The 13,398-nt window shown below is 60.2% G+C and carries 11 protein-coding genes; 6 read left to right on the top strand and 5 right to left on the bottom strand.

What is annotated here, in order from left to right:
- Window positions 1-7: 7 nt before the first annotated feature.
- The 4 genes from JQ863_RS15105 to JQ863_RS15090 form a co-directional block, all read right to left on the bottom strand.
- Window positions 8-670, bottom strand: a complete 663-nt coding sequence (locus JQ863_RS15105) for an amino acid ABC transporter permease (RefSeq protein ID WP_204114975.1) — start codon at window positions 668-670, stop codon at window positions 8-10.
- 62 nt (window positions 671-732) lie between these two features.
- Window positions 733-1,533, bottom strand: coding sequence for a transporter substrate-binding domain-containing protein (locus JQ863_RS15100; RefSeq protein WP_204114974.1), 801 nt, complete (start codon window positions 1,531-1,533; stop codon window positions 733-735).
- A gap of 362 nt (window positions 1,534-1,895) precedes the next feature.
- On the bottom strand, window positions 1,896-3,170 hold the full coding sequence (locus JQ863_RS15095) for a flavin-dependent oxidoreductase (RefSeq protein ID WP_204114973.1): 1,275 nt from the start codon (window positions 3,168-3,170) through the stop codon (window positions 1,896-1,898).
- Window positions 3,171-3,416: 246 nt separating this feature from the next.
- Window positions 3,417-4,307 (bottom strand): amidohydrolase family protein, encoded by an 891-nt coding sequence (locus JQ863_RS15090; protein WP_204114972.1) that lies wholly within the window; start codon window positions 4,305-4,307, stop codon window positions 3,417-3,419.
- 184 nt (window positions 4,308-4,491) lie between these two features.
- On the opposite strand from JQ863_RS15090, the gene JQ863_RS15085 reads away from it, so the two are divergent.
- The 5 genes from JQ863_RS15085 (at window position 4,492) to JQ863_RS15065 (ending at window position 11,158) form a co-directional block, all read left to right on the top strand.
- Window positions 4,492-4,956, top strand: coding sequence for a DUF3237 domain-containing protein (locus JQ863_RS15085; protein ID WP_204114971.1), 465 nt, complete (start codon window positions 4,492-4,494; stop codon window positions 4,954-4,956).
- A gap of 451 nt (window positions 4,957-5,407) precedes the next feature.
- Window positions 5,408-7,051, top strand: a complete 1,644-nt coding sequence (locus tag JQ863_RS15080; RefSeq protein WP_204114970.1) for a GMC family oxidoreductase — start codon at window positions 5,408-5,410, stop codon at window positions 7,049-7,051.
- Between the two features lie 61 nt (window positions 7,052-7,112).
- A complete protein-coding gene (locus JQ863_RS15075; RefSeq protein ID WP_204114969.1) occupies window positions 7,113-8,750 on the top strand; it encodes a long-chain-fatty-acid--CoA ligase in 1,638 nt (545 codons plus the stop codon).
- Window positions 8,743-10,485: an aldehyde dehydrogenase family protein gene (locus JQ863_RS15070; protein WP_204114968.1), complete on the top strand. Its 1,743-nt coding sequence runs from the start codon at window positions 8,743-8,745 to the stop codon at window positions 10,483-10,485. The genes JQ863_RS15075 and JQ863_RS15070 overlap by 8 nt, the downstream gene beginning before the upstream one ends.
- 61 nt (window positions 10,486-10,546) lie before the next feature.
- Window positions 10,547-11,158, top strand: a complete 612-nt coding sequence (locus JQ863_RS15065) for a TetR/AcrR family transcriptional regulator (protein ID WP_204114967.1) — start codon at window positions 10,547-10,549, stop codon at window positions 11,156-11,158.
- Window positions 11,159-11,180: 22 nt separating this feature from the next.
- Here the strand turns inward: JQ863_RS15065 and JQ863_RS15060 are convergent, their stop codons facing one another.
- On the bottom strand, window positions 11,181-12,068 hold the full coding sequence (locus JQ863_RS15060) for a LysR substrate-binding domain-containing protein (RefSeq protein ID WP_204114966.1): 888 nt from the start codon (window positions 12,066-12,068) through the stop codon (window positions 11,181-11,183).
- A 108-nt stretch (window positions 12,069-12,176) separates the two neighbouring features.
- Here JQ863_RS15060 and JQ863_RS15055 point away from each other — a divergent pair, with 108 nt between their 5' ends.
- Window positions 12,177-13,364: a 2-aminoethylphosphonate--pyruvate transaminase gene (locus JQ863_RS15055; RefSeq protein WP_204114965.1), complete on the top strand. Its 1,188-nt coding sequence runs from the start codon at window positions 12,177-12,179 to the stop codon at window positions 13,362-13,364.
- The last annotated feature ends 34 nt before the right edge of the window (window positions 13,365-13,398 follow it).

Genomic DNA, 13,398 nt, shown 5'->3' with positions numbered 1-13,398 from the left:
CGCCTCCTCAGTACCGAAAGAGCCGCATCGCCAGAAGGCGCGAAGCTCCGAGAATGATTTTGACGATCACGTAGTAGATGACCGCGGTGACGGTGAAATATTCGAAGATGCGGAACGTGCGGGACGCAAAGAACTGGGTTTCGCCAGACAGTTCGCGAAACCCCACTAGCATGCCCAGCGACGACATCAGCACGGCCCAGACCATCTGGTTGGTGATCGGGTGATAGACGATGCGGAACACCTGCGGGATCACGATCCGCGTATAGGTCTGCCAGGCGGTCATCCCAAGGCTGCGCGCGGCGCGGACCTGTGTGTCGGGAACCGCCTGAAAACCGCCCCGGAAGTTCTCGGCCAGATAGCCCGCGCAGTTGAAGGTCAGGCCTGCCAACACGATCATGTAGGGCGACAGGTGCAGGCCAAACGCGCCGAGGCCAAAGCCGAAGAAGAACAGCTGAAACAGGGCCGGGGTGTTGCGGGCCAGCTCGACCCAGGTCGAGGCCAGCCACAACAACGGCCCGGTCTTGTGCAGGCGGATAAGCGCAAGGCACAGCCCGATCACGATCCCCAGGATCATTGCCAGAACCGCGACCTGCAAGGTCAGAAAGGCTGCGTCGATCAGGTCCGGCAGGCTTCTCATCACCGGGCGCCAGTGAAAATTGTAGTCAAACATGAGATCAGGTCCCCAGGTCCCAGCCCGCATGACGGGCCGGGATTGGTTCCAAAAGGGGTGGATCAGTACATCACACCGGGGATGCGCAGTTCAGGGGCGTTGCCGCCGACATATTTGCCCCAAAGCTCGGCATAGCGGCCCGAGCGCACCTGATGGGTGACAAACAGGTTGAGGTAATTCAGCCAGGTCACGTCCTCGCGCTTGCCTACGACCGAGGTATAGTCGGTGGTCCATGGCATACGCGGTCCGGCAACCACCGTGTCATATTGCTGGGTGATGGGCAGAACGGCTGTGTTGGTCGTGATGCCAATATCCGCCTTGCCCTGCGCAACGGCAAGGAACACCTCGTTCTCGGACTGGTAGCCCTGATAGTTGCCTTCCTCGCCCCATTCGGCAGCGATCTTCAGCCATTCCTGCTCCGGCACGGTGCCGATTGCCGCTGCCACGCGCTTGCCGCGGATGTCCTCGAAGCTTTCGATGCCGCTGTCTTTGTTGACCACGCCCTGAGCGTAGTAAATCGCGTAGGGAATGGTGAAGCCGACGGTGCGCGCGCGGGCCAGGCTGTCCGAGGTTGCGCCAAACACGACGTCGGCGCGGCCGGTCACGATCACCGGCAGGCGTTCCGCCCATGTGACCGGCAGCACTTCGGCCTCGACCTCGAGCGCGGCGGCAAGATCGTTGCAGTAATCCACGTCGAAGCCGGCGGGTTCATTGTTGGCGTCCCGGTATCCGATCGGCGGGAAATCCAGAACGACCCCACAGCGCAGGGTGCCGCGATCGACGACGTCATCCAACGTGTCCGCAATCGCAGGTACGACGGTCAGTGTGGTGAATGCCGCAGCTGCGGCCAGTGTCTTGAGCATGTTTTCCTCCCAAACAAACGATGAGAATTGCTTAGGTCAAATTGTATCCAAAATCCAATATAAAATTTTTTAGACGAAAAACACGCATTGCCCGCCCAAGCGAAACACTCGCCAGTGCGCTGTAAATTAATGGTAAATTGCGTTTGGCGGATTTTTCGGAGGGTGGGGGCGTGTATCCGGTATTGCCGTTGCCCAAGCGATCAGCGCACCGAATCTCTATGGTTGCACCGTGTGTTCACGGTCGCGTGCCGTGCGTTTCGTTGATCCACACGCAGCTATGCCGCCCGGAACCAAACGGTTCCGGGGCAGTGAAATCATCGCGACGGTTGATGAACTGTCAGAGGTCTTGTCGCGGGCGGCTGTCAGCGCACGATTGCGCCTTCGGGGATTGTCGGCGGGGCGACGTTGAGCCTGTCCATCGCGAACCCCGCTGCGGCCTTGTATTTCGCCATGAAGTCGTGGCGCTCATCCGCCGGAATGACATCCTCAATCGTGTCAAACACACCGCCGCAGCGTTCGTCGAGCAGATTCAAGAGACCAAATGGCCCGGCGCCACGGTTGCGCAGGACCAATTCGGAAACCGGGCCGCAAAGCTCCGAGTCATAGGCGGCAAGCGCCTTGGGCGTCACCCCGTTCGCCACCATCTTGGCCCCCAGGACACGGGCGTCGATGATGGCCTGACTCGCTCCATTCGACCCGGTTGGATACATTGCGTGGGCCGCGTCTCCCAGCAGGGCGACCGGGCCATCGACCCAGCTGTCCACCGGGTCGCGGTCGATCATCGGATTCTCATAGGCGCAGTCGGCCTGGTGCAGCATGGAGGGCACGTCCAGCCAATCATACCGGAAGTCGTCGAAGTGATGCACGAACTCTGACAGGTCGACCGGGCGGAACCAGCCGTCCTGCTGCCAGCCGTCAGAGCCGTCCATGGTCACCTCGGCAATCCAGTTGATCAGCGCCTTGCCATCGGCATCCGGGGCCGAGATCGGATAGATCACCATGCGGTGCCGATGGGTGCCAAGACCGACAAAGGACGACCCCGTGCGCAGGGGCTTGGCGCGCACGGTCCCGCGCCACATGATCGCGCCGCCCCAGTGAATCGGAGGTTGGTTGGGGTGCATCTGGGCGCGCACGGCGGAATGAATACCATCCGCCCCGATCAAAATCGGCGCGGACAAAGCGGTCCTGCGACCATCGGTGCGGGTGGTTTGGACGGTGACACCGTCCGCCGTGATGTCATACCCGGTGACACGCGTACCAAGTTGCACCGCGTCGGTGCCAAGCCGCTCCTGCACCTTGCGAAAGAGCAGCATGTGCATTTCGCCCCGGTGGACAGCGTATTGCGGCCAGTGATACCCCGCCTCAAGCCCGCGCGGTTCGGCATAGACTTCCTTGCCGTTCAGCCCCACAAGCGCCCATTCGCGGGCCTGCACGCCGACCCGGTCGAGATCGTCAGTGGTGATGCCAAGATCGAAAAGCTCTCGGATGGCGTTGGGCTGGATATTGATGCCAACACCCAGCGGGCGCATTTCTTCCGACGCTTCCAGAACCCGGCAGGGAACCCCGATCTGGTGCAGCGTCAGGGCAAGTGTCAGGCCTCCGATACCGCCGCCTGCAATGATCACCGGGTTGGTCATGGTTTATTCCTTTTGTCGCCTGTCTCGGCGTGCCTGTTGGTGGTGCTGGAAGGTTTCTCTGACATTGTGTAAAGCCGATTTGCAGCCATGAGGCCAGACCTGGTATCTCGGGTGAGGTGTCCAATTGTGCAGGGCAGGCGGTTTCGACATGGGCAAATGGCATCGCGGTCGCGGCCCGGCATTTCCAATAGTGGCGCGGACCGACTGCCAACACCGGACGCCAAACTTCGCTTGCCCGTTCCCTGCTCAGCTGTCCTTCTGCCCCAACAACCGCAGCGCGTTTTCTTTCAAAATCAGCGGCCGGACCTCGTCCTTGAACGGCGCTGCCTCGAAATCGGCGAGCCAGCGGTCGGGTGTGATCGCGGGCCAGTCCGAGCCAAACAGCATCTTCCGTTTCAGGATCGAGTTGGCATAGCGGATGAAGGTCTCGGGGAAGTATTTCGGGCTCCAGCCGCTCATGTCGTAATAGACATTGGGCTTGTGCTGGGCCACGGCCAGCCCTTCCTCGGTCCAGGGGAAGGACGGGTGCGCAAGGATGATCGGCATGTCGGGAAAATCCACCGCCACGTCATCCAGATGCATCGGGTTTGAGTATTTCAATCGCATCCCCATGCCGCCGCGCATCCCCGAACCGACGCCGGTCTGACCAGTGTGGAACAGGGTTATGACACCCTCCTCGGCGCAGGCTTCCAATACGGTATAACAGGCCTCGCGGTCATTGGGGAAAAACCCCTGCATTGTCGGGTGGAACTTGAAACCACGCACGCCGAACTCCCGCACCAGGCGGCGCACCTCGCGGGCCCCGGCCTTGCCCTTGTGCGGGTCGATCGAGGCAAACGGGATCAGGATGTCGTCGTTTTCAGCGCAGATCCGGGCGACTTCTTCGTTTGAATAGCGCTTGAACCCGGTTTCCCGTTCGGCATCGACCGGGAAGATCACGGCCGCAATATTGCGTTCGCGGTAATAGGCGGCGGTATCCTGAACCGTGGGCAACATGCCCTCGGCCCCGGCCGGGTTCTTGAAATAGGCAGCCATTCCCGCCTGAAATTCATTATACCCATCGTCGCGTCCGTGATTGCACGGTTCTTCCGCATGGGTGTGGAAATCAATGGCTTTGACGGCGTTGAAATCGACCATTTTGCTCCTCCGTTGAAAATGGATATACAGCATAATGGTTATGCCGGAAAGCAAAATTGAAGTTAAGTGAGTTCGAGTGACATGACGCGCTCTCGGGCGCTGAACGATTAGCGCCTCTTGACTGGAGTAATCGCGGCAACTCAATGGGTTGCCGAAAAGCTGAAATGGAAAAGGAGCCTTGGCCATGGACTTGCCGAAACCCACGTTGACCTTCACTTGCACACTTCTTGTCGATCTGGATCCGATCCGGGAGTTGGGGCAGGGCCGCGGTGGGCATCGGCGCATTATCCCGATCATTGGCGGCACGGTTGCGGGGCCGCGCCTGTCGGGGCGAATCCTGAACCTGGGGGCGGATTGGCAGACGGTCCATGCGGACGGATTGGCCCAACTGGATACGCGCTATGCGATGGAGACCCACGACGGCGCGACCATCGAGATCGTGAATTTCGGGTTCCGCCACGGACCGCCCAACGTGATCGAGGCGGTGTCGCGTGGCGATGAGGTTGATCCTGCCAGTTACTACATGCGGACCCAGGCGCGTCTGGAAACAGGGGACGCGCGCTATGATTGGGTCAACAGGACGTTGTTTGTCGGCGTCGGCGCCCGGATGCGTCAATCGGTGCGGATTGATCTCTATGCCTTAGCCTAAGGCGCTTTGCCTGATTTCATGCCGCCAGAAATCGCTATGGGCGAGACCTTACTAATATTTTTTGGATAAAAAATCTGGACAGATGTTTTAATTTTTTGATTAATGAAAATGTCCCGCCTGGCTGGTGTCAATGTGGCAGGGTATTATTGTTTGAAAACAAAGCAATAAACCTGCGCGACGCCGAATCCTGCGGCGACATGGGAGGAGACCGTGAACACAAAATCAGCCACAACTGGCATCTCTGGCACGTCGGCGGGGTTAGGTAACTTCGTGGCGGGACGAGGTTTTGAAGCCGCACGACTTGGGCGCGATCAGGGTCTGATGGCGGCGCGGGTCTGGTTGTCGCAGATCGCAAACGTGGGCGGTTCAGTGAATATCGTGAGACAATAGACGGACGTGTGCTACGGCGTCAGAGACGCGCGTTGCCCGCACAAAATGGGGGGAGTTCCGAATGTCATTTGATTTCGTAGTCGTGGGCGGCGGTTCGGCCGGAGCGACAATAGCGGCGCGACTGAGCGAAGATCCGAACGTCAGGGTCTGTCTTCTTGAGGCCGGAGGGCAGGGCAAGGATATTCTGATCCGGGCACCTCTGGGTGTTGTGGCGATGTTGCCGGGCTATGGCAAGATCAACAACTGGGCCTTCAAGACGGTGCCGCAGCCGGGTCTGAACGGGCGCATGGGCTATCAGCCGCGCGGCAAGGCGCTGGGTGGATCAAGCGCGATCAACGCCATGTTGTATATCCGCGGCCAGAAAGAAGACTATGACAGCTGGGCCGAGCTGGGCTGTGACGGATGGAGCTGGGACGATGTGCTGCCCTATTTCAAGAAGGCCGAAAACAACGTCAATGGCGCGGATGAATATCACGGGGACAGCGGACCCTTGCATGTCTCGGACCAGAAGGCACCACGCCCGATTTCGAAAGCTTTTGTCGAGGCCAACACGCAGGTTCAGATCCGCGAAACCGCCGATTTCAATACTGGCGACAATGAGGGGGCAAGCCTCTATCAATGCAGTCAATTCCACAGCCCCGAGAAAAACGGCGAACGCTGCTCGGCGGCGGCGGGCTATCTGCATCCGGTCATGGGCAAGCGCCCGAACCTGACCGTCATCACCCGTGCCCGCGCCTCAAAGATCATCTTCGACGGCAAACGCGCCGTCGGGGTGCAGTATCTGGTCGGGAAGAAGCCCCACGAGGTCCGAGCTGACAAAGAGGTCATCCTGTCGTCGGGGGCATTCCAGTCGCCGCAGTTGTTGATGCTGTCGGGGGTCGGGCGGTCGCAGGACCTTAAGGCGCATGGCATCCAGATGGTGCATGACCTGCAAGGGGTCGGTCAGAACCTTCAGGACCACATCGACTTCATCATGGCCTACAAGACCAAGGATACCGACAATATCGGGATTGGGCTGCGGGCCTCGGTCAAGCTGATGGGCGAGATATTCAAGTGGCGCAAGGACGGCAATTCGATGGTCGCATCGACCATTGCCGAGGCGGGCAGCTTCTTCAAGACCGACCCGTCTCTGAATCGCCCCGACGTGCAGACCCATTTCGTGATCTCGATCGTCGACGACCACGCCCGCAAGCTGCATCTCGGCCATGGCTATTCCTGCCACGTCTGCGTCTTGCGGCCCCATTCGCGCGGCGAGGTGTTCCTGAACTCGGCCGATCCAAGCGATGCGCCGGGAATCGACCCGAAATTCCTGTCCGATGACCGCGACCTTGAGACGTTGATCAAGGGGGCCAAGAAAACCCGCGAGATCCTGAACGCTCCGGCGATGAAGAAATACATCCACAAAGAGCTGTTCGGCGTGCATGACAACATGACCGACCAGGAATGGGAACAGCACATCCGTGCCCGGTCGGACACGGTCTATCACCCGGTCGGCACCTGCAAAATGGGCGTCGAAAGTGATGACATGGCCGTCGTGACACCTGACCTGAAAGTGCGCGGCCTGGAAGGGTTGCGCGTGGCGGATGCCTCGATCATGCCGCTTCTGGTGTCAGGCAACACCAACGCGCCAACGATCATGATCGGCGAGAAATGCGCCGACATGATCAAGGCTGAACACGGCAGCGTCCGTGCCGCCGCTGAGTAAACACTTTTCCGCGCCCGCAGCGGGCGGGCCGGACGATTTTCTAGATTAAGGGAGACTGCCCATGCTGGGTTCGATGATGCGCAAGGAACTGTTGATAAGCGATCTGATCGTTCATGCCGGGAAATACCATACCGACACCGAGATCGTCAGCCGCGAGACCAGCGGCGAATTGCACATGACCAATTGGGGAGAGGTGGCGGAACAGTCGCGCAAGCTGGCCTCGGCGCTTGACGCGCTGGGCCTTGAGATGGGGGACAGGGTTGCCACGCTTGCCTGGAACAACCACCGCCATCTGAAGATCTGGTTCGCGGTATCCGGTGCGGGCAAGGTCTGCCATACGCTGAACCCGCGCCTTGCGCCGCAGCAGTTCATCTTCATCTGCAACGATGCCTCAGACAAAGCGATCTTCTTCGACAAGACTTTCATGCCGCTCATCACCGGCACCAAGGACCACCTCAAGACGATCGAGCATTTCATTTTCATGGGTCCGCGAGACGAAGATGTCCTTGCCGCGCTGCCCGAGGCGGTGTTCTTTGACGAACTGGTCGAGACCGGGGCAGAGGATTATGTCTGGCCGCAGTTCGCCGAGGATAGCCCCTGTTCGCTTTGCTATACCTCGGGCACCACGGGCAATCCCAAGGGCGTTCTCTATACCAACCGCTCGACCATGATGCACACATTTGCGATCAGCCTGCCGGATGCGCTGAGCCTGTCGGCGTCGGAAGTGATCCTGCCGGTGGTGCCGATGTTCCACGCCAATGCCTGGGGCATCCCTTACGCGGCGGCGATGACCGGGGCGAAACTGGTGATGCCGGGCCCGATGCTGGATGGCGACAGCCTTCTGGGGTTGATCGACGGCCAGAAGGTGACGCTGGCGCTGGGTGTGCCGACGATCTGGATGATGCTGATTGCGGCGGCGAAGAAATCGGGCTCGAAGATGGACAGCCTCAAACGCAACGTGATTGGCGGATCCGCCGCCGCACCGTCGATGATCGCCAGCTTCCGGGATGATTTCGGCTGCGACACGATCCATGCCTGGGGCATGACCGAAACTTCACCCCTGGGCACTGCCAATCAGCCGAAGGGCAAGCATGCAGACCTGGAGGCCGATGCGCTGGCGCTGCTGCGGGAAGGTCAGGGGCGGCCGCCTTTTGGGATCGACCTGCGTATCGTCGATGACACGGGCCACGTGCTGCGCCATGACGGCAAGACCGAGGGCGCGCTGCAGGTGCGCGGCCATTGGGTCGTCGATACCTATTTCGGCAAGGATGCCACGGCGCTGACGGATGACGGCTGGTTCGACACGGGCGACGTCTCGACCATTGATGCAGACGGATTCATGGTTATCCGCGACCGCACCAAGGACATCATCAAGTCCGGGGGCGAGTGGATTTCCTCGGTCGACCTGGAAGGCATCGCTGTGGCGCATCCCGGTGTCGCCATGGCTGCCGCCATCGGCGCGGTGCATCCGAAATGGGACGAGCGACCGATCATCATCGCGGTCAAGGCAGAGGGTGCCGATCCGACCGAGGAGGAAATCCTGGCCCTGTTCGACGGCAAGGTCGCCAAATGGCAGGTGCCGGACGCCGTGGTCTTTACCGATGCCATTCCGCTCAATGCCACCGGGAAAATGTTGAAGAACCAGCTGCGCGAGGCCTTCGGCAACACCTTGATTGAAAGGGGGACGGTGGATGCTTGATGCTGCACAGCTGACCCTGTCCGGGCAGGACGCCCTTTTCGAACAGTATGAGACCGCACTGGCGGAACTTGATGCCAACAAGGACCGCTGGGCGCAGCTGCCTGTCGCGGATCGCATCCGCTTGCTGAAGGGGATGAAAGACGGGGTTATGACCGTCGCAAAAGGCTGGGCCGAGGAAGCCGCCCGCAAGAAGGGGCTGAAACCCGGGACACCCGTCGCGGGCGAGGAATGGATTGCCGGGCCTTATGCCTGCATGTCCGCCTGCAACAGCCTGATCTCGACCCTGTCGCAGATGGACGGCAAGTCCTTCATTGACCACCTGCCCACACGCGAGCTGCCAACCGGTCAACTGGCGGTTAAGGTGTTGCCGCATTCGATCTGGGATCACCTCTTGATGTCAGGCGTCAAGGCCGAGGTCTGGATGCAGGATGGCGTGACAAAGGCCAACCTGAAAGCAAACGCTGCGACCGCCTATGACATTCCCGAAGCCCAGCGGACCGGCAAGGTCGCGCTGGTTCTGGGGGCGGGCAACATCAATGCGATCACGCCTCTGGACGTGTTGCAGAAACTGATCCTGGAAAACCAGGTGGTGATCCTCAAGATGAATCCGGTCAACGACTATCTGACCGATTATTACAAGGTTGCGATGAAGTCCTTTGTCGACGAGGGCTTCCTGCGCATTGTCAGGGGGGATGCCAAGGGTGGCGCGTATCTTTGCGACCACCCGACTGTCGAGGAACTTCACATCACCGGGGCCGAAACCACCCATGACGCGATTGTCTGGGGTGTCGGGGAAGAGGGCGAAAAGAACCGCAAGGCGGGCACGCCGAAGAATGCCAAGCGATTCACCTCGGAACTCGGCTCGGTCAGCCCCACGATCGTGGTGCCGGGGCCGTGGAGTGCCGCCGACATCCGGTTCCAGGCGGAAAACATCGCCACGATGAAGCTGCACAATTCGGGCCACAACTGCATTGCAACGCAGGCGCTTGTTTTACCCAAGGGATGGGACAAGGCAGACCGCCTTCTTGAGGCAGTGAAACAAGTCGCGGCGACCTCGACCCGCCCGGCCTGGTATCCCGGTGCCGAGCAGCGGCTTGAGACGCACAAGGCGCAGGGCGGAAAGGTCGAGACCGTCGACCGGGGTACAATTGCGCCGCCGCTTGTCATCAGCGACCTGTCCGGCGGATCGGCGAATTGCCAGACAGAGGTATTCGGCCCCGCCTTGGGGACAATTGCACTGGATGCGCCGGATCCGGCCACCTATCTCGAAAACGCGATCGCCTATGCCAATGATGACCTTTGGGGCACGCTTGGATGTCAGATCCTGATCCATCCCAAGACCATCAGGACGATCGGCAAGAAGCGGTTTGAGGAAATCCTGTCGAAACTGCGATACGGCACCATCGGCATCAATGGCTGGTGTGGCCTTGGCTTCCTGATCGCCACCTGCCCTTGGGGGGCGTTCCCCGGTCACACGCTGGAGGATGTCGGATCGGGCATCGGAACGGTGCATAATGCCTTTATGCTGGAAAAGACCGAACGAACGGTGGTTCAAGCCCCCTGGCGCCCGTTCCCTCGCGGGCTTCTGTCCTTGCAGTTCTCGCTGATGCCCAAGCCGCCCTTCTTCATCACCAACACCCGGCAGCACAAGATCGGAAAGGCGCTGACCAGGTTTCAGTACAAGCCGAAACTCAGCCGCTTGCCGGGCATACTGATGAATGCGGTTTTGGGCTGAATCTTCTGTTTCGGGGCGGAATGAATTGCAATTTGCCCCGAACCAAGCCAATTGAACGACAATGAATGAAATGCCTGCAAAGCTCAAACAGCGTGCCGCCCGCAAGAACGCCAAGCGCGACGAGAAGAAGCGCCGCATTGCCGAAAGTGCAATCGAGGCGCTGAAGGATCTGGGCTATGCCAACACCTCATTGCGCGACATCGCCGACAGAAGCGATCTGTCGCTGGGTATGCTGCATTACTATTTCGAAGATCGCACCGATCTGATCATCTATTGCGTCTCTGTCTACAAGCAGACCTTCGTGCGCACTATCGCGGAAGCGCTGGAAACGGCCGATGGGCGCGATCAGGTGATCGAGGTCTTTTCCCGCGCGCTGGTCGAGTCGATCTTTGATGACCACATGACTCATCGTCTGTGGTATGACATCCGCACACAGGCCATGTTCGACGAGACATTCCGCCCGGTGGTCGCCGAGATCGAGGCCAACCTCATGGGGTTGGTTCGCACGGCCTATCTCAAGGCGGGGCACGACTTGCCCGAAAAAATCGACATGCCCTATGCGATGCTGGACGGCGCGTTCCAGCATTTGATGCGTGGGCAGATGGAACAGCCGCGCAAATCGCACGAGGAACTGGTCGACGTGTTCCGCGCCCTGCTGGGTCGCTTTCTCTGACCCGGCCCCCGCGCGAGTGCAGCTAGGGTTTCATAGCGGCCAAGGCGCGTGCTTGCCGTGCGGCCAGCTCCATGAAGGCGCGCACGACACGGACGCCACGGCGCTGGGTCAGGTGAACGATAGATTCCGGCATCTGCATGTCGAGATCCAGTATCGGAATTTTCTCAAGCCTGTCGTCTGCGCTAAACTCGGCCTCGCTCACGAACCCTATGCCGCTTCCCGCGAGAACGATGGCGCGAACCGCCTCGCGCCCTTCGGCAACGATTGAGGGGGCCAGTGTCACGCCAAGGTCTTGCGCCGCGTCCGCTACCTGCTGGCGGGTGCGCGATTTCTCTTCCCGGAAGATCAGCGGGTATTGCGCGAACTCGGCCAGCGTCATTCCCGCCGCGCCGCCCGCAACCAGCCCCCGGCGGGCAAAGCCTGTGATCGGGCTTGACCCGATGGCCATTGCCGTCAGGTCGCGGGCTTGCGGCAGGCTGCCGACGACGCCGATCTCGGCGTTGTAGTTGCGCAGTTCTTCAAGCACATCTTCGGTATTGCCGGCCCGCAATGTGATCCTGACTTCGGGGTGGCGGGCGCGAAAGGCGGCCAGAAGGTCAGTGACGTGCTGGGCACTGTCGGCCACAATCCGCAACTCACCCGAAACCGCATGACCCCAGGCTGACAGGTATTCGGCGATCTGCGCCTCGGTTTCGAAATAGCGTTTGGTCAGCAGGAACAGGTCTTCGCCCGCCGCCGTCAGTGCAATCTGTCGGCCTTTGCGGGCAAACAGCAGGACGTCGTTCTCGGTTTCAAGCGTCTTTACCTGTTCCGAGATCGCGGGCTGCGTCAGGCCCATCGCCTCGGCCGCCCTGGAAAACCCACCAAGAGTAGCGACGTTGTGAAACGCCTTCAGTTGACTGTGCCGCATGGGTGACCTCGCAATATAAGAAATTCCTATGCATTGATTGCTTTTTTCAATTTTTCGTATATCAGCACCTTTGGCAAAAGGAACCTGTCTTTGAAAAAGAGTTCCGCCATGAACCAGATTCGCCCCAGACTGCCATTGCCACGGTTGGGAGAGCCGTATCTTCTGACCCCGGGGCCGCTGACGACCTCGTTCCGCACCAAAGAAGCAATGCTGCGCGACTGGGGCAGCTGGGATGGCGACTTCCGCGCCATGACCGCAACGATGCGCGCGCGGCTTCTTGAGATGCTCGGACCAGCGCGTGACGGCTTTGATTGCGTGCCGATGCAGGGCAGCGGCACATTCGCGGTCGAGGCGATGCTTGGCTCCCTGACGGCGCGGGGGGACAAGGTGCTCGTTCTGTCAAACGGGGCCTATGGCCTGCGCGCGGCCAGAACGCTTCAACAATTGGGCCGCGATCACGTGGTTCTGGATAAGGGCGACTACCTGCCGCCGCGCGGGGACGAGGTGGCCGATCTTTTGTCCCGCGACCCGGCCATCAGCCATGTCGTTGCAGTCCACTGCGAAACCAGTTCGGGTATCCTGAATCCCATCTCCGAAGTCGCCGACGCAGTGCAGGCCGCAGGCCGCAAGCTGTTGATCGACAGCATGTCGGCCTTTGGCGCAATTGACCTCAGGCCCGACGAAATCCCGTTTGAAGCGCTGGTGTCCTCGGCCAACAAATGTATCGAGGGTGTGCCCGGGTTTGGCTTTGTCATCGCCAGAAAGGAAGCGCTGGAACAGGCCGTAGGCAACAGTTCTTCCCTGTCGCTGGACCTGCATGACCAATGGGCGCATATGGAAAAGACCGGCCAGTGGCGTTTTACCCCGCCGACCCATGTCGTCGCCGCCTTCCTGGAGGCGCTGAACCAGCATCACGCCGAGGGCGGCGTTGCCGGGCGCGGCGCGCGCTATGCCGAGAACCGGGACACGCTGGTTGCAGGCATGCGCGGGTTGGGTCTTGAGACCCTTTTGCGGGATCGCTGGCTGAGCCCGATCATCGTAACCTTCTTCTGCCCGGACGACCCGAAGTTTGCCTTCGACAGTTTTTATGCGCGCATGAAGGCCCGCAATTTCATCATCTATCCCGGCAAGCTGACCGTGGTGGACAGTTTCCGCATTGGCTGTATCGGCCATATGGACGCCCATGTGATGCGGCAAGTGGTTGACGCGACTGGCGAAACCCTGTCCGAAATGGGCGTGACCAACACGGCACCGCCCGAGGCCGCGATCCGCGAACGCTCCAAGCTGGCCGCCTGAGCCCTGAACAAAACTCCTGACAAGACACTGATAC

This window comes from Shimia biformata (genome assembly GCF_016888515.1).
Lineage (GTDB): Bacteria > Pseudomonadota > Alphaproteobacteria > Rhodobacterales > Rhodobacteraceae > Shimia_A > Shimia_A biformata.
Note: the sequence above shows the minus strand (reverse complement) of the source record. Positions and strands in the feature narration are given on the sequence as shown.

Excerpts from the sequence above, each read along its gene's own strand:
- JQ863_RS15095 (WP_204114973.1), bottom strand. The coding sequence starts at position 3,170 with ATGACCAACCCGGTGATCATTGCAGGCGGCGGTATCGGAGGCCTGACA.
- JQ863_RS15080 (WP_204114970.1), top strand. The coding sequence starts at position 5,408 with ATGTCATTTGATTTCGTAGTCGTGGGCGGCGGTTCGGCCGGAGCGACA.
- JQ863_RS15075 (WP_204114969.1), top strand. The coding sequence starts at position 7,113 with ATGCTGGGTTCGATGATGCGCAAGGAACTGTTGATAAGCGATCTGATC.
- JQ863_RS15070 (WP_204114968.1), top strand. The coding sequence starts at position 8,743 with ATGCTTGATGCTGCACAGCTGACCCTGTCCGGGCAGGACGCCCTTTTC.
- JQ863_RS15055 (WP_204114965.1), top strand. The coding sequence starts at position 12,177 with ATGAACCAGATTCGCCCCAGACTGCCATTGCCACGGTTGGGAGAGCCG.
- JQ863_RS15105 (WP_204114975.1), bottom strand. The coding sequence starts at position 670 with ATGTTTGACTACAATTTTCACTGGCGCCCGGTGATGAGAAGCCTGCCG.
- JQ863_RS15060 (WP_204114966.1), bottom strand. The coding sequence starts at position 12,068 with ATGCGGCACAGTCAACTGAAGGCGTTTCACAACGTCGCTACTCTTGGT.
- JQ863_RS15065 (WP_204114967.1), top strand. The coding sequence starts at position 10,547 with ATGAATGAAATGCCTGCAAAGCTCAAACAGCGTGCCGCCCGCAAGAAC.
- JQ863_RS15085 (WP_204114971.1), top strand. The coding sequence starts at position 4,492 with ATGGACTTGCCGAAACCCACGTTGACCTTCACTTGCACACTTCTTGTC.
- JQ863_RS15090 (WP_204114972.1), bottom strand. The coding sequence starts at position 4,307 with ATGGTCGATTTCAACGCCGTCAAAGCCATTGATTTCCACACCCATGCG.
- JQ863_RS15100 (WP_204114974.1), bottom strand. The coding sequence starts at position 1,533 with ATGCTCAAGACACTGGCCGCAGCTGCGGCATTCACCACACTGACCGTC.